Below are 19,070 nucleotides of genomic sequence, written 5' to 3'. Positions count from 1 at the left end.
CACGGCCCTGTCACAAAAAAGCAGGCTCGTTTGTCTTAGGGGAAAAAGAAAGATTATGCTTTTCAATGCGTCCTTATGGTTGCACATTATCGGCATTACATTGCTGGCGGGTACTACTGTTGTTGATTTCATCCTTACCAGGAAATTCTGGGCTTTTTATGCAAGGGACCCGCAGGAGGGTATACTGGCAAGGAAGATGCTGGACCGGCTGCCCATCCTGATTGGTGTTGGTACCGGGCTCATCCTCTTGTCGGGAGTAGGCATGATGGCAGTTTTCCATACTGTTTTTGGGGCCATGCTGTGGTTCAGGATCAAAATAGTGCTGGTCGTGCTGGTGATCCTGAATGCCGTACTGTTTGGCCGGAGGCAGGGGGCCAGGCTCAACCGGCTGTTAATGGCCGACGCTCCACAGCCCGCCGATCAACAGTCGCTGGAACAGATCAGGAAGAACATGAACCTCTTCCACCTTACACAACTCACGCTGCTGTTCATTATCTTTTTCCTGAGTGCCTTTAAATTCAACTGACAAACACATAGCCATGAAATTCCTGATCAGTGTGCGGTTCCTGCTCAACATTCCCATGGGAGCCCACATTGGCATGTTGCTGCTGGTAATAGCGGTACTAAAGAGAAGGACCTCGCTTCTCCGGAGAAACCCGTACGGAAGACGTTAAACCAATCCCTGCTGTACTGCGATCTTGATCAGGGCAGCTACATTCTTTACATCAAACTTCTGCAGCAGGTTCCTGCGGTGGGTTTCTATGGTAAGCGGGCTTAAGGAAAGTTGTACAGCTATACCTGCAGTAGTGACACCTTCAGAAATAAGGTGCAGTATTTCTTTTTCCCTCCTGGTCAGTTGGGGAATACCTCTTAATGCGCTGGCCGAAGGCCGGGCAATGATCTCCTTTACTTCTCTGCTGAAAGTGATCTGCCCCTCCAGCGCTTCGTTGATACTGTTGGTAAGCTCAGCAGCAGAAGCATTCTTCAGCAAATAACCACTGGCCCCGTTTTGCAGCATTTGCATAATAATGCTTCGTTCACTGTGGTTACTCAATACCAGCACACAAGTGGCAGGCGATAGGGCCTTGATATCTTTACATAAGTCTATCCCACTGACATCCGGGAGGGATATATCCAGCAGCACAATATCAACTTTGTTGCTCTTTATGAATGCCATGAAATCGGCGCCTGTTGTAAAGCAGCCGGCAACCTGTATATGCTTTTTACTCTCCAGCAGCTTCTGTACGCCTTCCATCACTACCGGATGGTCATCTACAATGGCCAATGTGATACTATTGTCCTGCAACATTTAATTCAAGATTTATCGTGGTACCTTCATTAATGGCCGATACGATGTCCATTTTCCCCTTCAGGTAGTCCACCCTGCTTTTTACATTACCCAGTCCCATTCCTTTTGCCTGGGACACCAGCTTCGTATCGAACCCTTTCCCGTTATCTTCCAGCGTTACAAAGAAAATATCATCATGCTGGCTGCACTGCAATAAAATGTCTGAGGCGCCGGCATGGCGTATCGCATTCGTGAGCAACTCCTGCACAATACGATAAACAGTTACCTGCTTTTGCTGGGGAATGTTCTTCTCAATGCCCAATGACTGAAAGCTGATGCGGATGTTTTCGGCCATCATAGACTCACATAGATCTTTCAGGGCCGTTTCCAGTCCGAACTTAAGCAATGCTTCGGGCATCATATTGCGGGCGATACGGCGCAGTTCACTGATTGACTGATCAAGCTGGCCGATCACCTTATTCAGGTCTGCCTCTTGTGCTACAGCGGGCGCCGTGAGCCCCGTTAAATTGAGCTTTACACCGGCCAGCATGCCCCCCAGCCCATCGTGCAGGTCGCCGGCCACGCGCCTGCGCTCCCGTTCTTCTCCCTGCAGCATAGCCTGGCTGAATTGTATTTGCTGCTGCTGCTCTATTTCCTTAAGCTGCTGCTGATGGTTCAGGTCCTTCTGCTCAGATAACTTTTTGTTATTCCTGTAATACAATAAAGCCAGGCAGGCAACCACCAGCAATAACGCCGTGGCAGACACCAAAAACCAGTTGAGCAACCGGGTATTTTTGGCCGACAGTACCGCTTTCTCCTTTTCTGCTTTGAGCACAGCTATCTTCTTTTGGTTTTCTGCATTATTGAACCTGATCTCCAGGGCCTGGATATCGTTTTTCAACTGGCTCTCATGCACACTATCGCTGAGCTTACTATACCGGTCGCTCCATTCATAGGCCGATCGCATATCCCCCAGTCCCGCATTCGTTTCAGCCATTCCTTTATAAAGCTGTAGCCGGTTGATGATCTGTGACATCATTTCCGGCTGTTCCAACAGGTAGTTCAATACAGGCTTTGCCTGCCTGTAATCCTTTTGGCCAAACAAGGCATAGAATTGCTGCAATAACAGCCGTTGTTCTTCATAGCGCCTGTTTCGTTGTTTGGCCTGCTCAATGCCTTTACCGGTACTGACCAATGCCTGTTGGTATTGGTGGATGGCGTTAAAATAAATGCTTTCGGCCGCATAATAATCTACCAGGAGCGATGAGCCCGGATGAGGGGCCAGTAAGGCGCCGGCGCTGTCGAGCATGGCCTTGGCCGGCGGATATTTTTCCCACAATACATAGTTTTCTGCGGCCGTGATATAGGCAGTGGCCAGGTTGGTAGTAGCGGGTAATTTTTTAAAGATACCGATCGCCATCAGGCACCAGGTGGAAGCTTTCTCATACTGCGCCGTATTTTTAAAAGTAAGCGCCAGGTCATGATAATTCTTGCCCAGGTTCGCACTATCGTCCGCTATCTTGGCCAAGGGGATGGCTTTATTGATCAAAATATCAGCAAATGTTTTTTCATCCCCTTTCGCCTGCTGCAGCACGCCGTAATTATGCCAGGACTGCGACCTGAAAGTATAAGCTGTTTTTGTATCGAATTGGCTGAGCAGGCTGTCGGCTTTCAGGAAAGCAGCTTCACTTTGGGCTACCTCGCCGGTAGCATAGAAAATAATACCCTCATAAAAATAAGAGACGGCTGTTTGAAAAGGGTGTTGCCGGGCATATTGCCGCCCCTGCTCCAGGTATTGCCGTGATTTTGCAGGATCCCTGAATACCCAGTAATAAGATAAAAGATAACTGGCCTTTGTCTTAACACTATCGGCAGTGGCTTGCTGTAATACGGTATGCAGGCTGTCGGCATACCGGTTTTCATCCAATGGTAACTGGGCCTTACACCAGGTGGTGATCAGGACCAACAGACATACGAGGGAGCTATAGCGGATCATCCGGCAAATAAACAACAAATGTTGAATATTTCTTTTACCATCAGGAGAATACCGGAAAACCAGTAGAAAAGATTCCTTGTTTAGGAGTATTGTCCGGGCTGTGACTGCCAGATACCTTTGCCTGCATAAATATATCCTACAACCGATAATAAGACTCCCCCCTAACCGCAGCCTGACGTATAGCACATTTTAAAACAAAACATAAATGATGAACCTTAAAAAACACCCGGTAAAGCTGCTTTCCTTATTGTTGTCCGTTTCCCTGTTGACTGCCTGTAGCAAAGACAAAGATGACAAACCATCCTATCCAAAAGAAGTGACCCTGGAGTATAGGATAACGCCTACCACAAGTGGCTTAACCACTGCTGATGTTCTTTATACCAATGAAACAGGAGGCATCGCCAATGCAGACGGCGTATCGCTTCCCTACTCCAAAAAGTTCAAGGTAACCGTTGATCGATACGAAGTTTTTGGGATAACTGTTACCACAGCAGTTGGCGGAACCCTCAAAACTGAAATACTGGTGAATGACAAGGCGGTTGATACCAAAACCTTCTCAGGTACTTCTTATATTCATGGTATCACCTCATATCAATTTCCATAATAGCCATAGAGAATAATCAAAAACGCCCCCGCAATGCGAGGGCGCTTTTTTGATTGATCGTTGCTATCACGAACACGTTTTTATCACCACTGAATCTTCCGGGACAATTTCTGTCCATCCGCTACATAATAAATAACATAGGTGCCGGGGATCAGTCCTGTAATTTCACATTGCTGCCGGACAACGTTGCGGGACATCAGCAACCGGCCTTCCATATCATATACCCCCAACATAGCCGGTGCTGGTCCACTAAAATAGAGTATAACTGTTTTACCGCTACGCACCATACGTACCCGGGAACCAGCATTGTTGTTACGAACGGTTATCATACGTGTATACAATCGCCGGCCATTGTCTTCCAGCATGGCAATACGGTAAAACCGGGTGGAGAAATCCATATCCGGGTGGCGGAAGCTAAAATCAGTCTTTCCGCCAGGAGCCATTATAGTACCGGCAGTAGTCCAGCTACGCCCATCGTTACTGTACTCAATGTCAAAGCCGGTTAATCCATCTGTTTCACCCATCTGCCAGTTCAACAATACATACTGTTCTTTAACAGCGGCCGAAAAACCAGTATAAGTAATGGGCAGCAGCACGCCGGCGGTGGTGGCCGTAAGGCCATTAAACGGCAAGCTACCAGCCAGGTAGCTCACATAGTTAGTCGTTGTATTAATGGAACTGGTAGCAGTAGTTGTCCAGGCAGTGCCATTGCGGTAAGCTATCTGCAATATGTTCTCGGTATTGCCGCTTAACTCTGCATCATCGTAGAAAATGCCTGCCTCACCTGTATAGGTAACAGGCGCTGTCCAGGAATATACCCTCGTAATGCTATTAGTGCCCGGCGTAGTTCCGGGAATCGGCGTAGTGCTGCGCGTAAGCGTATTGTTGCTAATGGTAATATCGGCGCCGGGTATCAGCACCAGGCTGTCTGCAGTAAAAGTAACCCCATTTTGCAGGAACAGGCTTTCGCCGGGCCCTACATGAAACTGCCCCGATCCCGTCAGTACAACCAACAGGCTGCCCACAAAAGATACCAGGTATCGCATAGTTTTAAATTTTGAAGTGAATAATATACTGCTGCGTTACCTGCTATTCAACTCTTTGAATAATCAATCCTGCGCCCTGGCTGCCACCTAAAAGCGTAGCAGCCCCTATGAGCCCAAATAATTGCAGGGTAATGACATCACCTGCGCTTAGCGTTACGATCGCCTCAGCATGCTGCCAGGTAGTTCCGGCAACGGGTTGAATGGTCAGTGAGGTATTGGGTGTTCCGTTGATCAATATCCGGGAACTTACCAACAAGGCAGCAGTTATGTTGACATTATAACCTATTCTATAACGCCCGGCATTAGCTACTGTAAAATTGGTATTGGCGCCGTTGACGGAAATATCTGCACCCAGGTTCTGTGCGCTGGGCAGGGCCACATCAGTACCTGTCAACAAAACAGGTATCACGGCGCCGGTGGTATTACCCGCATACCCTGAAGAAGCGCCTAAGAGATCACTGGTTGTGGAGAGCTTTATCCAGGCGCTTGAAATATACATCCACAAACCAACAGGCGCATTGGTCTGGTATACCATTAATCCCTCAGCCGGCGTAGCGATGCCTGTTCGCTGGGCGCTTGTCATCCTGGGAATTAAAACACCTTTGGTAGTAGATACGATTTCCAAAGCCGAACTGGCATTGGGTGTAGTAGTACCAATGCCTACCTGGGCATTGACATGGATAGCAGTTAACAGGCACAATAATGCAAGGAACATCAGATTTTTTTTCATGCTTAATATGTATTGATGATAAATGATACCTGGTGTTACCATATCCCCTACGAATACGGCAACTTATCGCATGCAATGGTCCATTCCCTGATGGGCATGCGATCAAATGGTACAGCTAATTGGAAAAAGAATCCCGTGAAGTTTTGAGTAACACGACTCCTCTGTGCATAAAAAACCATGCTGCCCGCGAAAAAAGGGTAGCTATCACTATTATCAGAGCAAAAAAGGAAGGGAAATATTCAGGAAATCAGTGCTGCTAATCAGTGGAGAAAAATGGAAAACGATAAGGTGTCGCAAAACTATAGGATTTATGGCAAACAACCATGCCTATCTGTAAAAAGTGGCATAAATCATACAAAAGCGTCAATAGCTGGTATGGCAAAGGTCGCCTATCTTTATAAAAAATAAAACAATGAGAGCATTCTTAGGCATGGGCCTGTTGGGGGCCAATTTTGTACGGGCAATGATAAAGAAAGGCATACAGGTACAGGTTTGGAACAGGACAACTGCTAAAGCCACTGCCCTGGAAGCCGAAGGCGCCAAAGCATTTGCCGATGTGGCTGATGCAGTAAGGGGAGCAGACATCATCCACCTCACACTGAAAGACGATGCCTCGGTAGATGAAGTGCTGGAGAAAGCCAGTGCAGGTTTTCAACCGGGTGCTGTTATTATAGACCATACCACCACTTCCGCAGCCGGCGCCATACAAAGAACGGCCGCCTGGAAGAAAAAAGGATTTACCTATTTACATGCTCCTGTATTCATGGGCCCCATCAATGCCCTGGAAGGCACCGGTTCTATATTGGTATCAGGCGACCAGTCGGTCATCAGTAAACTGGAACCTGTATTGGCGGCCATGACAGGTAAGGTGCTTCATTTCGGAGAAGAAGAAGGCCGGGCCGCCAGTATAAAGCTCATCGGTAACCTGTTCCTGGTCACTTTCACTACCGGCCTGGCCGATACACTTTCGCTGGCCAAAGCCCTGCATGTGCCGCTCAGTGATATTACTGCCCTGTTCGATTCCTGGAACCCGGCAGCCATGCTGCCTGCCCGGTTGAAGAGAATGACCGCCGGCACGTATGATAAGCCCTCCTGGGAGCTGAATATGGCCCGGAAAGACACCCAGTTATTCCTCGATGCCGCCGCACAGGGAGGCACTAAACTGGCCATTGTGCCGGCCATTGCCACGGAAATGGACAGGTGGATAGCCAAAGGCCATGGCAATGATGACTGGACAGTGATCGGGAAAGATGCGCTGTAAGGATCAGCTAAAAGGATTTCCGGCAGCGTCCTTCAACCTGAGCTGCATAAAGGGTCTTTTGCGGCTGAGCAGGATCACGGAACGGTAAGGTATGATATGGGGATGCACCACCAGCACCAACAGCACCAGCAGTGGCAGGCTGCAATATACCAGTGTACCACCCCATATACCATAGAAAGTATTTACTGTCGCATCCGAAGGATTGGCCGGGTTATACCGCACCGGAATGGCAGCGCCTTCTGGCACATTGAGACCGATGGGGCCATTGAACCATACCGTGTCTTTACCATGCCTGAAATAAATGAAGGAATGGGTGATCCGGATCTGTTCCAGTGCATTGCCCTTTCCTTCAAAAGAAAAAACACCGGTTGTTTTTTCAGACCGCAGAAACCAGATGACCTTCCCACTGGCAATAAGGAGTACAAAGAAAACAGAAAGCGCCAGGAAGAATATTGTCCGTTGTATGATCATAGGTAATAAATAGGTAAATGGCAAATAGGTAAAACCGGAAACGGGAACAGGCAGGGAATCATTGCCTGACAATCGTTAAAAAAGAGCCAAAGACGGTAAGATTATGCCGGGGAAATGAATCCACAGGCCTGCACGCATCATTCTCAGCCTGCTCAGGGGGCATATCTTTTGTACCATCTATTAAAAAAACGTCATGGCTAATACACTTTTTGACCGAAGGCATTTGAGGGAATATACCCTCTATGGCACATTGGCGGGCCTTGCGTATTCGATCCCTGTGTTGTTGTATTTGGCTATCGCCAGTTATTATTATTCGGCTATTTTATTCATAGGTTCCATACTCTTCATGTTTGTCATATTAATTTATTCCATTACGCTTACCAGACGCCGCCCGGACTATAAAAGCACGTGGATGATGATCATAGCCGGCCACATGGCCATTTTTGTGGGGATCGCTATTGCAGTTATCTGTGCTACTATTTTATGTTTTGTGTTTATACCGGGATTTTTGAGCGGTAACAGCCAGGATGCCTTTCTGAGCAGGGCGCCGCAGGCGCTCAATAAAGACAATGAAGGCACGCTCATGCTCATTTATGTAACAGCCACTATTGTCAACTTCGGAGCCGGCGCTTTTATGTCGGTCCTGGTTTCCTATGTAATAAAACACAATCAAACCAAGGATAAATCACCTTCTATTTTACAGGAACCGGCGCCTCCGCCAGGTACCTGGCCCGAAGTAAAATAAATGGGTTAATCGGGTGGTGATAACCACAAAATGACCCAATTTTTCACACATCTGTAAAAGATTGCTCAATCTACCGGATGGCATATTTTTTTTGCCTGAAGCCTGCAAAAAGGAGGTTATTATGAATACACTCACCAAAAGAAACAAGGAAGCAAGGCCTTATGATCCCTGGCGGGATTTCTTTAACCTGGAAAGTTTCTTTCCTGCTGATTTCAGGCCTTCAAAATCATCGTTACCAGCCGTAAACATTAGCGAAGATGATAAAGGGTTTAACATTGAAGTGGTAGCGCCGGGCTTTAAAAAGGAGGATTTTAAGGTGAATGTAGAAGATGATATACTGACGATCAGTGCAGAAGCAAGGACCGAAACTTCAGAAGGAGACAAGAAACAATACAATAGGCGGGAATACAGCTATAGCTCTTTTACCCGGTCATTCCAATTGCCCGACAATGCCAAAGATGACGGCATTAATGCTACTTACTCAGACGGGATATTAAAACTGACTATACCGAAAAGTGAGCAGCAGGTAAAAGCTACCAAACAAATAGCTATAAAATAGATTCAACGGCATCCGTGCCCAATACGTACAAAGGAACGATACGACATTTGCAGCTTTTCATCTGAATGATACTGTCACCAGTATCAGCGAAGGAAGGTTTGGGCTTAAGTCTGAACCTTTCTTGCTTAAGCATATATCTATTCGTATGAAAATAGCACAGGTAGCGCCATTATTTGAAGCCGTACCTCCCAAACTATACGGAGGAACCGAACGTGTGATCCATTACCTGACGGAAGAACTGGTACGGCGCAAGCATGAAGTAACTTTATTTGCTTCCGGCGACTCTGTGACCACTGCCCAACTCATTCCCATCACCCATGAGGCACTCCGGCTCAACCCGGATTGCATTGATCCCCTGGCACATTGTATTGTTCAGTTGGAAAAAGTAATACGCCAGGCAAAGGAATTTGACATTATTCATTTTCATACCGACTTCCTGCATTTCCCCTTCAGTTCCCGCTGCGATACGCCCTGTATAACCACCTTACATGGACGGCTCGATTTACCCGACCTGCAACCGCTGTACAATGAATTTCCCCGGCAAAAGGTCATCTCTATTTCCAATAGTCAGCGCTTGCCCCTTCCACAGGCCAATTGGATAGGTACGGTGTACCATGGTTTACCGGCGGGCCTGCATCCTTTGCAGGAGGGGAATGGTGAATACCTTGCCTTCATCGGCAGGATATCGCCGGAAAAGGGAGTAGACTGGGCCATCCAGATCGCTATTGAGTGCAATTGTCCGATTAAAATAGCCGCCAAAATTGATAAGGTAGACCAGCATTATTTTGAAAAACACATTGCCCATTTGATTGACCATCCGCTGGTAGAATATGTAGGCGAAATCAATGAACAGGAGAAGACCTCCTTTTTAGGCAAGGCCAAAGCCTTATTGTTCCCGATCAACTGGTCGGAGCCTTTTGGCCTGGTAATGATTGAAGCCCTCAGTTGTGGTACACCTGTTATTGCTTTTAAAAACGGGTCCGTTCCCGAAGTAATTGACCATGGTATCACCGGCTTTGTGGTGGAATCCATACCGGAAGCGGTACAGGCGGTGAGCAGGATCAAACAGCTTTCGCGCCCGGCTATCCGGCGTGTTTTTGAAGAAAGGTTCACTGCCGGAAGAATGGCAGAAGATTACCTCCGCTTATATATACAGGTGTTGCAGGATAGCCATCATTTTCGGGCAACATCCTTCCCGGCTCCCGGCAGGAATAACTTACCGGCGGGGGCTGAAGTTCAACTTAAAAAAGAATAATATGCAAGCAGGTCATCCGGAAACAGCAGACAATAAATTCCATATCTCGGCCGAAGCAGTGAACACTGATGATCTCAACCAGGTCATTAATCATTACAACACCTTCGGGGTCTTCGACCAGACAGGAAATATTTCCCCCGGCGGTAAAAATGTACGGGGTATCTATCATGACGGCACCCGCTTTTTAAACAGGCTTGTGCTGGCCATGGAAGAAAAGAGACCTTTATTGCTGAGCAGCGCCATCAAAGAAGACAACGAGATCATCTCCATTGACCTTACCAACCCTGTACTCAATGACTGTATTCCTGAAAATACACTCCATATCTCGCGTACCCAATTTATACGCAACAAAGCTTTTTACGAAGAATTAAGGTGCATGAACTATGATGAACGGGAATGCCAGGTTACTTTTTCATTGACTTTTGGCGCCGACTTCAAAGATATATTTGAGATACGGGGGCTTGACCGTAAGGTGAAGGCCAATGATACTTCCTGTCATGCAGAAACTGACCGGATCATTTTCAGGTACCAGGGGCACGATGACCTGCAGCGTGAAACCAGTATTGTATTTGTTACCGAAGTTGCTTTTTATATTATCAGCAATAGTGTACACTTTAAGCTCCACCTGCAACCCAAACAACAGGTAATCATCAATTACACCGTTTATTTTAAAACAGGGAATGAAAAAAACGCAGACATTGATTTCCAGGTGGCCAGAGAATCTATAGAAGAAGAAATCAATAAAACCCGGGGGCTTTTTGCCAATATCTATACTTCCAACAGCCAGTTTAACCATTGGATCAACCGGTCAAGAGCCGACATCCTTTCCTTACTGACGCAAACGGAATATGGCAATTACCCCTATGCAGGCGTGCCCTGGTACAATACAGCTTTTGGGCGGGATGGATTGATCACCGCGATGGAAACATTGTGGCTGGCGCCGGAAGTAAGCAAGGATGTGTTGATCTTTCTTGCCCAAAAACAGGCTACCCAATTAATACCGTCCAAAGATGCCGAGCCCGGCAAAATACTCCATGAAATGCGTAGCGGGGAAATGGCCAATACAGGAGAAATACCTTTTAAAGAGTATTATGGTACTATAGACGCTACCCCCCTCTTTGTAATGCTCGCCGGCATGTATTATGAACGCACCGCCGATGAAGCAACCATTAAAAGATTATGGCCGCATATAATGGCTGCCCTCGACTGGATAGACAAATATGGGGATGTAGATGGAGATGGATTGGTGGAATACCAGCACAAGGCCGAAAACGGCCTTACGAACCAGGGCTGGAAGGACTCTTTTGATTCCATCATGCATGAAGATGGCCAGTTGGCCCCGCCGCCAATTGCCCTTTGCGAGGTACAGGGGTATGTATACAGCGCAAAATATTATGCCGCCACGTTGGCGAAGCATTTTAATGAACCGGCACTCTCGGAGAAACTTTTTAAGGAAGCAGCCTCATTAAAGGAACAATTTAATAAGCGCTTCTGGGATGAAGCCCTCAAATGTTTTGTGATTGCCTTAGACGGCAATAAACGCCCCTGCCGGGTAGTTTCCTCCAATGCAGGCCATTGCCTTTTTACCCGTATAGCCAATGAAGAAAATGCCCGGAAACTGGCCGGCACATTACTGGACAGTGATATGTTTACAGGATGGGGCATACGCACTTTAAGCGACCGGGAGCATCGTTATAATCCCATGTCTTATCATAACGGATCGGTATGGCCACATGACAATGCACTTATTGCTTATGGTTTATCGATATACAATTACCAGGACCATGCCTTAAAAATAATGCAGGGGATGTTCGACGCTTCTTTATTTATAGATCTTCAGCGGCTGCCTGAACTATTCTGCGGATTCGAGCGCCGGCGTGGTGAAGGCCCTACCAGTTACCCGGTGGCCTGCTCACCCCAGGCCTGGTCGGTAGCGGTCGTATTCATGATGCTGCAAACCTGTTTTCGTATCAACATCAACGCACTTACCAAAGTCATCACTTTCGAAAAGCCCATACTACCACCCTACCTGGAACATATATTTATTTCTAACCTGCGGCTGGGAAATAGCTCCTGCAACCTCAACCTCTCCCGTATCCAATTTGATGTTGGTTTCAATCTCTTGCAAAAGCCGGAAGACTGGGCCGTGATAATAAAAAAATAATGGAAAACTTCTGGACAACCTATATTTTTAGCCAGGACCATAAAATGATCTCCAGGCAATTCCTGATAACAGGCATTGTCTGGGCTATCATAGGAGCGCTTTTCTCTGTGTTATTCCGGCTGCAACTGGGCTACCCGGACAGAGCATTTCCCTGGCTTGAAAACATACTGGGCCACTGGGCAAAAGATGGTAAGCTACAACCCGAATTTTACTATGCGCTTGTTACCATGCATGGTACTATTATGATCTTTTTTGTGTTAACAGCAGGATTGAGTGGCACGTTTGCCAACCTGCTGATCCCTTTGCAGGTAGGCGCCCGTGATATGGCCTCTCCATTGCTCAACATGCTTTCTTATTGGTTTTTCTTTATGGCCGGGGTCATCATGCTTATTTCCCTTTTTGTACAAACCGGTCCGGCCAGTGGCGGATGGACCGCCTATCCTCCCCTCAGCGCCCTGCATGATGCCATGCCGGGTTCCCAAACAGGCATGGACCTGTGGATATTGAGTTTGGCCTTCTTCATCATTTCCACCTTATTGGGAGGCATTAACTACATTGCTACTGTTTTAAACCTGCGGACCAAAGGCATGAGTATGACCCGGTTGCCCTTATCAACCTGGGGATTATTCTTTACCGCTATTTTAGGCGTACTCTCCTTTCCCGTTTTATTATCGGCCTTTATATTATTGACCTTCGACAGGAACCTCGGTACCAGCTTTTATCTATCCGATATTTTTATCAGCTCCACCCGGCAGGCGCTGCCCCACGAAGGAGGCAATGCCATCTTATACCAGCACCTGTTTTGGTTCCTGGGGCATCCGGAGGTATACATTGTTATCTTACCGGCTATGGGCATCGTATCGGAAGTAATGAGTGTGCATGCCCGGAAACCAATATTTGGGTATATGGCCATGGTTGCCTCCCTGTTCACCATTATGGTCCTCTCCTTTCTCGTATGGGCCCACCACATGTTTGTTACCGGTATGAATCCCTTTTTAGGATCTGTCTTTGTGTTGCTCACCTTGCTCATTGCTGTACCTTCTGCCGTCAAAGTATTTAATTGGCTCACTACCCTGTGGAAAGGTAACCTGCGGCTTACGCCAGCCATGCTGTTCTCCATCGGTTTTGTAAGTCTTTTTATTTCCGGCGGCCTTACCGGCATCTGGCTGGGCAATTCGGTCATTGACATGCACCTGCATGATACCTACTTCATTGTGGCGCACTTTCACATCGTAATGGGTGTGGCGGCTATGTTTGGCATGTTTGCCGGCATCTATCACTGGTTTCCGAAAATGTATGGCCGGTATATGAATGAAGTGCTGGCGCAGATCCACTTCTGGATCACACTGGCAGGCGCTTATGTGATCTTCTGGCCAATGCATTACCTGGGATTGGCCGGCCTGCCCAGGCGTTATTATAGTTATTCCGACTGGGCATCCTTTAAACATTTTGGAGGCCTGAACAGGACAATCACCATCGCCGCCATCATTGTATTTGGCATTCAATTACTTTTTGTGGTCAACTTTTTCTATTCCATTTTCAAGGGCAGAAAAGTGCACAATAACAATCCCTGGAGCGCCAATACCCTGGAATGGACAACAGCACTCGTTCCTGGCCACGGCAACTGGAAAGGTGAAATTCCGGAAGTACACCGCTGGCCCTATGATTACAGTAAAAATGGCCGGGATTTTATTCCGCAGACGGAGCCTGCAAAACCGGATGAAGTAAAGTCGTAAGTTTATTGTACAGCCGGCAAAACCAATAGCGGCACCTGCGTGTGATAGGCCAGCTTTTTGGAAACACTCTTATGAAACAGCGCAGTCAAAAATCCATGCTTTTTAGGAACAGCCGTGATCAGCGAAGCATGATGCTGCCCTGCAAACGAAAGAATATTCGCTACCACATCATCTCCCTGGATATAATGAAAAGCAGGTTTGTAATTTTCCAGGACTGCGTGCAGTTTGGCAATGGATTCTTCTGTTTCAGGGGAATACTTCTCTTTGGCTTCCGGCAGCACATTCACCACATGTAGTTCTGCAGGAAAAGCATCTAAAAATTTATACAGGAGATTTACAGGCATCGTTGAAGCGTCTTTCAGATCGGCTGCAAGTACAATACTGTTAATGCCTTTCCCTATCACCGCTTCTTCCGGCACGATCAGGGCCGGGCATTCACTGGATTGCAGTACCTGCGTGGTGACACTTCCCATTAAAAACTTTTCAGCGCCGGATTTGCCCGATACGCCCAACACGATCAGGTCAATTGCTTCCCGCCGGCATAACGCATTGATGGAATCAGGGAAAAGGGTCGTCGCTTCTGCCAGCAGATCAATTTTCACCGTATTCCCTACCCGGGGCCTGAGCCGGTCGTGTACCAGGCCCAGCGCTTCCATGCTGTCCAGGTAGATCTGGCGGTCATTCATTACTGTACTGGTGGGTAGATCTGTCCCCACCACAATACTTTGGTAAGTGTGGTACAAAATAATCCGCCTTACCTGTAGGGAATCAACCAGTTCGCAGGCATATTCAGCAGCGCGGAATGCTGCTTCTGAAAAATCCGTTAGAATGAGTATGGATTTCATGTGGCAGGATTTATTCAGGGATCATGATACCAATATCCTGCCAGGCGGGATAAGCTTCCGTTATTCCTTCTTTTCAGGCAAAGGAGGGATTTCTGTAGGTGGGTTTTCCGGTACCGGTTCTTCCGCCGGAACATGGCCGGGATCTTCTTCAGGCGACTCCGGGACAGGTTGTTCCGGAGTGTCAGGTTGAATTTCCGGTACTTCGGAAGGAGTGGGAAGTTCCGCAGGCTGATCAGGTAATGTCTTTTTCTTTGCCATACAAATTGACTACCTGCAAAAATGCAGCCATGGGACCCTTCCCGCTCTTATTACTTTTACTTCGCAGGCGTGATCACGATCTTCCTGAATTCAATAGGGCCATGATCGCCCTGCAGGTAAATAGGACCGGGCTCTCCCTCATTACTGTCCAATGCCCCACCGGTAATACCGGGTATCTCCTGGTTACTGATCACCGTTTTTCCATTGACGGTTACGGTCACCATCCGGCCGGTTAATATAATATCATACGTTTGCCATTGGTCTGCCCCTTTGGAAGCAATCTCACTGGGTGTGAGAAATCCGTATACGCCGCTGAATAATTGACTGGAAGGATGCTCGCTGGCGGGATTGTCTTCTATCTGTACTTCATGACGGCCTCTCAGGTACACGCCACTATTGCTTCCCTTTTGGAACCTGAACTCTACATGCAATTTAAAATCGGTGAACTTTTGTTCTGACACCAGGTTGGCTCCCGACTGCGGGCTGGTTAAAATGCCGTTCCTTACTTCCCATTGATTCGTTTTACTCAGGGCTTTCCAGCCGGTCAGGTCTTTGCCGTTGAATAAATTGATGGGTTTATCCCAAACCGGCGCAGCAGTCCTTTTTAACAAGGGCGCTCTCACCCCTTTCCAGTTGTATTTTTTTCCTTCGGGGGTAACAATCGTGCCTTCCATGCCCGAAGCTGTTAATGTTCCTTCCAGCACCAGGTCCTGGTTGCCCCGCTCCCATTGCGGCGGGATGGCAAAGCTGAATTTGCCGGTACTGTCAAACTGTACATTAGACACAGGACGCGCACTACCCGAAATGCCTACAAAATAACCTACCAGGGTACGCCTGCCGGAGAGCTTTACTTCCAGCCAGGAAGGCTTGGGTGTTCCATTTTCATCAATCGTAATATCCCAACGCCCGATCAGGTCTTTGGGCGCTGCAGCCATTCGTGTGCAGGCTGCTATATCTATTGATGGCGACGCCATGGTTCCAACCGGGTCAGCTATTAACAAACAGCTCATACCAACAAGAAAGAGGTTCTTACGCATAGTAGTTCATTATAAGAGGGTAAATATACAAACTGCCCCGCAGAGCGGGGCAAACTCTGACATTTCCCTTAATTCAACGACATTGAAAGATAACTCCACAGCAATGGGATTTTGCGCTGCTGTGGCAGGGTGCTCTTACAGCAAATTTTGAGGAGATTTTGAAGGTATTTTTTGGCTCCGGCAGGCTTTTTGGGTAAATTGTACGAACACGGATTTACCCGTTTATTATATGGACAGGCGTATTACTTTTTACATCCTCATTTCGATCAAACCCTTGCCAGGACTGGATCTGCCGATCCAAAACAATATAAACCCGCGTCCCGCCTGCATTTGACCCATTCCGCCTTACTTCTCCTTTACTTCTGGCTTACTTCTCCTTTACTTTTCCTTTGCCTTTACCGGGGGATTGCTATCAGATTGCCAGGAGAGTCATAGGGGACTGCCCCCAAGTATATATGGCTCGATAACCAGTCAGCGCCACCTTAGGACGGCCACCAGCATGACTCCAGTTGTCTCTTATTACTTAAGCCGGGGCAACCTCGCCCCCTTCGTCAAATCCCACTTCGCATGATACGTTTTGCCCGATTGGGCAGTGACCCAGATATAGCCCAGTTCCTGTTTGGGGTCTTTTATCAATGGTAAGATAGACTGCCCCCAATCCTTCACCGGGTCTTTCAGTTTCCACCAACCAAGATCAGAACTTCCGTTCATGCCATCTTCATCGGCCGGGTATCCCAATTGAAAGGCGCAGGCAGTAGGTGCGAAACGGTTGGCCCAGTCGGCAAAACCTTTGTTCAATTCTTCAATGGTTCCTTCCGATGCATCATTAATAAAGATCAGGTCGCCCTTACCACGGTAAGTGGGTGGCATGTAATCCGGATTATAATGCCGGAGGAATAAACGGTAAGCAGACTTGTGCGATTTTACCCGTGCATCCCAGACAGCCGTGGCAGAATCGGTGGCCTTACCAAAGTATTCCAGTTCAACACCCAGTCCTGCTACACAGGAGTGGTGTTTGAATTTGTTCAGCCAGGTATCAATCATGGCAGGGATATCTGTAGCCGTAGTTCCCTTTTTGGCATTGGCCTTAAAGGGAAATATCTCCAGAAATACTTGTACACCCAGCCGGTCCATATAAGTGAGCCAGGCTTCATGTGTTTCAACCGGCACGCCGGCATAAGACGGCGTAGCCTTCGACAGATCGCCCACCGCCCAGGTAGCCCAGGGAGCGGAAGCCGGGAACTTGTTCTGTACATTGAAAATAACATGAGCCAGCGCTGCTGCATCAGGCAGTGTGATGAAGGCACCGATCTTGGTATCTAATTTGACAACACCATCGCCGGCGCTTTTCCGGGTGGGCTGCCAGGCGCCTGCCCATTTGAAGGTGGCGGCAGCAGGTATAGGAGAGGATTGAATTTGTTGTGAGGACTGCTTAATGAATCCAGCAGCGCCAAGGATAACCGTGAGTAAAACGGGGATGATGATCTTTTTTCTCATAGATAACTAAGGTAGTAAGGGAATACCCCAAAAAGTTACAATAGTTTATCCTTTTATTAACCACCAGCAACACCCTACAACTCCCACCCCTTCCGGTATTCCCGGTAGAAATATTTATTGGCCGCCTCGTCATTGGTGATCTTCATATCACGGGCATTGTACAGCAACTTTTTCTTAGCCCGCAGCGCCACACCTCCCAGCAGGATGGTTTCCGTTACAGGGCCTGCCAGTAAAAAGCTGCCGGGCGACTGGGTTTTATTCCTGAACGCATCTATCCAATATTGATCACTGCTATCGTACACTTCCTGGGGAAGCGGTTTTCCCTTCATCACACTATCCATTTTACTTTGCGGCAACAGCCTCGGATTCTCACAGCGGAACCCGGCCATAATGCACCCTTTATCACCCACAAATAGCATCCCTTCCCGCTCCAGCGAAGCATTGCCTAATTCATCGGGTGTATTAGGACGCATGCCGCCATCGTACCAGAAGAGCTCAAAAGGCGGCAACGTAGCCTGATGGGGAAACTTGAAACGTACAATACTGGAATAAGGGAATGCCACATCATTCTGTACACCACGACATACATGATTGTCTATAGCACTAGTAGTGGTGCCATAAGCTTCAGCAGAATCGGGAGCTGTAGTAATACCCAGCGTGAGAAACAAAGGCCATAAACTGTAATGCCCCATATCAGCAATGCTGCCGGCGCCAAAGTCGTACCAGCCACGGAAAACATTGTGCGTATAGTTGGGATGGTAAGGCCGGTCGGGAACAGGGCCCAGCCACAATGACCAGTCAAAACCTTCGGGCACAGGTGGTGTATCGGTAGGGTTGGTTGTCCATTGCGGCCATACCGGGCGGTTAGACCAGTTGTGAATAGACTTCAGTTGGCCGATATGCCCTTCCGCAATCCATTGTTTTACCAGTTCTGTTCCCGGGCGTTTGCTCCAGGCCAGTAAGTGTGTGCTCACGCCTGTTTGACGGGCCGTGTCAATCACCAGCTTCGCTTCATGCATGCGGTTGGCCAGCGGCTTATGGATCACTACATGTTTCCCTTTCTTCATCGCTGCTATGGAAACGGCTGCATGCAAATGGTCGGGCGTCATGATCTTCACGGCATCAATATCCTTTTCTTTTTCCAGCAGTTCCCGGAAATCTGCATAAGCTGTACAGCCTTTGTAGCTGTATATACTTTTGGAGTAGTATCTATTCAGCAGTTCTTTGCCTATATCACGGCCGCCGGGAATGCCCTCATAGGCAGCACCCCAGTTGGGATCGTTCAGCACCTTGCGGATACCGTCGCGGATACCATTGGGCGACCAGTCAATATAATTCGTGCTTAGCTTATTGGGATCGCATACGGACACAATCTCTATTTCCGGGCGGGTGATGAGATCACACATTTCACGCAGTCCCTGCGTGCCGCAGCCAATATAGGCCAGGGTCAGCTTGTCGCTGGGAGCAATATAACCGGGGCCGCCCAGTACATGGCGGGGCACGATGGTGAAGGCCAATGAAGCTTTGGTAGTGGCATCAATAAACTGGCGGCGGGTAATATGGTTCTTTTTCATTAAG

At 47.9% G+C, this 19,070-nt stretch carries 19 protein-coding genes; 9 read left to right on the top strand and 10 right to left on the bottom strand.

The genetic code is table 11. The features are described from left to right. Nucleotides 1–55: 55 nt before the first annotated feature. Together HB364_RS15930 and HB364_RS33355 are read left to right on the top strand one after the other, a co-directional pair. The gene (locus HB364_RS15930; protein ID WP_167289210.1) at nt 56–526 is read left to right on the top strand and encodes a hypothetical protein; all 471 of its coding nucleotides are present in this window, start codon (nt 56–58) and stop codon (nt 524–526) included. 13 nt (nt 527–539) lie between these two features. After that, nucleotides 540–674, top strand: a complete 135-nt coding sequence (locus HB364_RS33355) for a hypothetical protein (protein WP_262889786.1) — start codon at nt 540–542, stop codon at nt 672–674. Here HB364_RS33355 and HB364_RS15925 read toward each other — a convergent pair. Both HB364_RS15925 and HB364_RS15920 read right to left on the bottom strand, forming a co-directional pair. Continuing rightward, nucleotides 671–1,309: a response regulator transcription factor gene (locus HB364_RS15925; RefSeq protein ID WP_208419970.1), complete on the bottom strand. Its 639-nt coding sequence runs from the start codon at nt 1,307–1,309 to the stop codon at nt 671–673. The two genes, HB364_RS33355 and HB364_RS15925, sit on opposite strands and share 4 nt — an antisense overlap. Then, nucleotides 1,293–3,284 (bottom strand): sensor histidine kinase, encoded by a 1,992-nt coding sequence (locus HB364_RS15920; RefSeq protein ID WP_167289209.1) that lies wholly within the window; start codon nt 3,282–3,284, stop codon nt 1,293–1,295. Before HB364_RS15920 ends, HB364_RS15925 begins: the two co-directional genes overlap by 17 nt. Before the next feature lie 205 nt (nt 3,285–3,489). Between HB364_RS15920 and HB364_RS15915 the strand changes: the two genes are divergently transcribed. Further along, on the top strand, nt 3,490–3,888 hold the full coding sequence (locus HB364_RS15915) for a hypothetical protein (protein WP_167289208.1): 399 nt from the start codon (nt 3,490–3,492) through the stop codon (nt 3,886–3,888). Nucleotides 3,889–3,971: 83 nt separating this feature from the next. On the opposite strand, the gene HB364_RS15910 is transcribed toward HB364_RS15915, so the two are convergent. Continuing rightward, the gene (locus HB364_RS15910) at nt 3,972–4,934 is read right to left on the bottom strand and encodes a discoidin domain-containing protein (RefSeq protein ID WP_167289207.1); all 963 of its coding nucleotides are present in this window, start codon (nt 4,932–4,934) and stop codon (nt 3,972–3,974) included. Nucleotides 4,935–4,977: 43 nt separating this feature from the next. After that, on the bottom strand, nt 4,978–5,664 hold the full coding sequence (locus HB364_RS15905) for a BclA C-terminal domain-containing protein (protein WP_208419969.1): 687 nt from the start codon (nt 5,662–5,664) through the stop codon (nt 4,978–4,980). A gap of 412 nt (nt 5,665–6,076) precedes the next feature. Here HB364_RS15905 and HB364_RS15900 point away from each other — a divergent pair, with 412 nt between their 5' ends. Beyond that, nucleotides 6,077–6,925 carry an NAD(P)-dependent oxidoreductase gene (locus tag HB364_RS15900; protein WP_167289206.1) on the top strand — a complete coding sequence of 283 codons (849 nt, stop codon included), beginning with the start codon at nt 6,077–6,079 and terminating at the stop codon, nt 6,923–6,925. 3 nt (nt 6,926–6,928) lie between these two features. Here the strand turns inward: HB364_RS15900 and HB364_RS15895 are convergent, their stop codons facing one another. Beyond that, nucleotides 6,929–7,396: a DUF3592 domain-containing protein gene (locus HB364_RS15895; RefSeq protein ID WP_167289205.1), complete on the bottom strand. Its 468-nt coding sequence runs from the start codon at nt 7,394–7,396 to the stop codon at nt 6,929–6,931. 193 nt (nt 7,397–7,589) lie between these two features. Between HB364_RS15895 and HB364_RS15890 the strand changes: the two genes are divergently transcribed. The 5 genes from HB364_RS15890 (at nt 7,590) to HB364_RS15870 (ending at nt 13,855) form a co-directional block, all read left to right on the top strand. Beyond that, nucleotides 7,590–8,141, top strand: a complete 552-nt coding sequence (locus HB364_RS15890; protein WP_167289204.1) for a hypothetical protein — start codon at nt 7,590–7,592, stop codon at nt 8,139–8,141. A gap of 121 nt (nt 8,142–8,262) precedes the next feature. Next, entirely contained in the window at nt 8,263–8,700 is a 438-nt protein-coding gene (locus tag HB364_RS15885; protein ID WP_167289203.1) for an Hsp20/alpha crystallin family protein, read from the top strand. Between the two features lie 145 nt (nt 8,701–8,845). After that, nucleotides 8,846–9,955, top strand: coding sequence for a glycosyltransferase family 4 protein (locus HB364_RS15880; RefSeq protein WP_167289202.1), 1,110 nt, complete (start codon nt 8,846–8,848; stop codon nt 9,953–9,955). A gap of 1 nt (nt 9,956) precedes the next feature. Then, entirely contained in the window at nt 9,957–12,119 is a 2,163-nt protein-coding gene (locus HB364_RS15875; protein WP_167289201.1) for an amylo-alpha-1,6-glucosidase, read from the top strand. Beyond that, nucleotides 12,119–13,855 (top strand): cytochrome c oxidase subunit I, encoded by a 1,737-nt coding sequence (locus HB364_RS15870; RefSeq protein WP_167289200.1) that lies wholly within the window; start codon nt 12,119–12,121, stop codon nt 13,853–13,855. The genes HB364_RS15875 and HB364_RS15870 overlap by 1 nt, the downstream gene beginning before the upstream one ends. A gap of 2 nt (nt 13,856–13,857) precedes the next feature. Here HB364_RS15870 and HB364_RS15865 read toward each other — a convergent pair whose 3' ends face one another. The 5 genes from HB364_RS15865 to HB364_RS15845 form a co-directional block, all read right to left on the bottom strand. Further along, nucleotides 13,858–14,700 (bottom strand): universal stress protein, encoded by an 843-nt coding sequence (locus HB364_RS15865; RefSeq protein ID WP_167289199.1) that lies wholly within the window; start codon nt 14,698–14,700, stop codon nt 13,858–13,860. 60 nt (nt 14,701–14,760) lie between these two features. After that, nucleotides 14,761–14,958: a hypothetical protein gene (locus HB364_RS15860; protein ID WP_167289198.1), complete on the bottom strand. Its 198-nt coding sequence runs from the start codon at nt 14,956–14,958 to the stop codon at nt 14,761–14,763. Between the two features lie 56 nt (nt 14,959–15,014). Beyond that, nucleotides 15,015–15,995, bottom strand: a complete 981-nt coding sequence (locus HB364_RS15855; protein ID WP_167289197.1) for a 3-keto-disaccharide hydrolase — start codon at nt 15,993–15,995, stop codon at nt 15,015–15,017. A gap of 519 nt (nt 15,996–16,514) precedes the next feature. Next, nucleotides 16,515–17,492, bottom strand: coding sequence for a hypothetical protein (locus HB364_RS15850; protein ID WP_167289196.1), 978 nt, complete (start codon nt 17,490–17,492; stop codon nt 16,515–16,517). A 74-nt stretch (nt 17,493–17,566) separates the two neighbouring features. Continuing rightward, nucleotides 17,567–19,066, bottom strand: a complete 1,500-nt coding sequence (locus HB364_RS15845) for a Gfo/Idh/MocA family protein (RefSeq protein WP_167289195.1) — start codon at nt 19,064–19,066, stop codon at nt 17,567–17,569. Between the last annotated feature and the right edge of the window lie 4 nt (nt 19,067–19,070).

The sequence above is a fragment of the Paraflavitalea devenefica genome (genome assembly GCF_011759375.1).
GTDB lineage: Bacteria > Bacteroidota > Bacteroidia > Chitinophagales > Chitinophagaceae > Paraflavitalea > Paraflavitalea devenefica.
This window is presented reverse-complemented; position numbering and strand designations above follow the sequence as displayed.

Coding starts and splice junctions, on each gene's coding strand:
- HB364_RS15925 (WP_208419970.1), bottom strand. CDS start 1,309: ATGTTGCAGGACAATAGTATCACATTGGCCATTGTAGATGACCATCCG.
- HB364_RS15855 (WP_167289197.1), bottom strand. CDS start 15,995: ATGCGTAAGAACCTCTTTCTTGTTGGTATGAGCTGTTTGTTAATAGCT.
- HB364_RS15845 (WP_167289195.1), bottom strand. CDS start 19,066: ATGAAAAAGAACCATATTACCCGCCGCCAGTTTATTGATGCCACTACC.
- HB364_RS15890 (WP_167289204.1), top strand. CDS start 7,590: ATGGCTAATACACTTTTTGACCGAAGGCATTTGAGGGAATATACCCTC.
- HB364_RS15910 (WP_167289207.1), bottom strand. CDS start 4,934: ATGCGATACCTGGTATCTTTTGTGGGCAGCCTGTTGGTTGTACTGACG.
- HB364_RS15865 (WP_167289199.1), bottom strand. CDS start 14,700: ATGAAATCCATACTCATTCTAACGGATTTTTCAGAAGCAGCATTCCGC.
- HB364_RS15860 (WP_167289198.1), bottom strand. CDS start 14,958: ATGGCAAAGAAAAAGACATTACCTGATCAGCCTGCGGAACTTCCCACT.
- HB364_RS15880 (WP_167289202.1), top strand. CDS start 8,846: ATGAAAATAGCACAGGTAGCGCCATTATTTGAAGCCGTACCTCCCAAA.
- HB364_RS15875 (WP_167289201.1), top strand. CDS start 9,957: ATGCAAGCAGGTCATCCGGAAACAGCAGACAATAAATTCCATATCTCG.
- HB364_RS15920 (WP_167289209.1), bottom strand. CDS start 3,284: ATGATCCGCTATAGCTCCCTCGTATGTCTGTTGGTCCTGATCACCACC.
- HB364_RS33355 (WP_262889786.1), top strand. CDS start 540: ATGAAATTCCTGATCAGTGTGCGGTTCCTGCTCAACATTCCCATGGGA.
- HB364_RS15915 (WP_167289208.1), top strand. CDS start 3,490: ATGATGAACCTTAAAAAACACCCGGTAAAGCTGCTTTCCTTATTGTTG.
- HB364_RS15905 (WP_208419969.1), bottom strand. CDS start 5,664: ATGAAAAAAAATCTGATGTTCCTTGCATTATTGTGCCTGTTAACTGCT.
- HB364_RS15930 (WP_167289210.1), top strand. CDS start 56: ATGCTTTTCAATGCGTCCTTATGGTTGCACATTATCGGCATTACATTG.
- HB364_RS15885 (WP_167289203.1), top strand. CDS start 8,263: ATGAATACACTCACCAAAAGAAACAAGGAAGCAAGGCCTTATGATCCC.
- HB364_RS15900 (WP_167289206.1), top strand. CDS start 6,077: ATGAGAGCATTCTTAGGCATGGGCCTGTTGGGGGCCAATTTTGTACGG.
- HB364_RS15895 (WP_167289205.1), bottom strand. CDS start 7,396: ATGATCATACAACGGACAATATTCTTCCTGGCGCTTTCTGTTTTCTTT.
- HB364_RS15870 (WP_167289200.1), top strand. CDS start 12,119: ATGGAAAACTTCTGGACAACCTATATTTTTAGCCAGGACCATAAAATG.
- HB364_RS15850 (WP_167289196.1), bottom strand. CDS start 17,492: ATGAGAAAAAAGATCATCATCCCCGTTTTACTCACGGTTATCCTTGGC.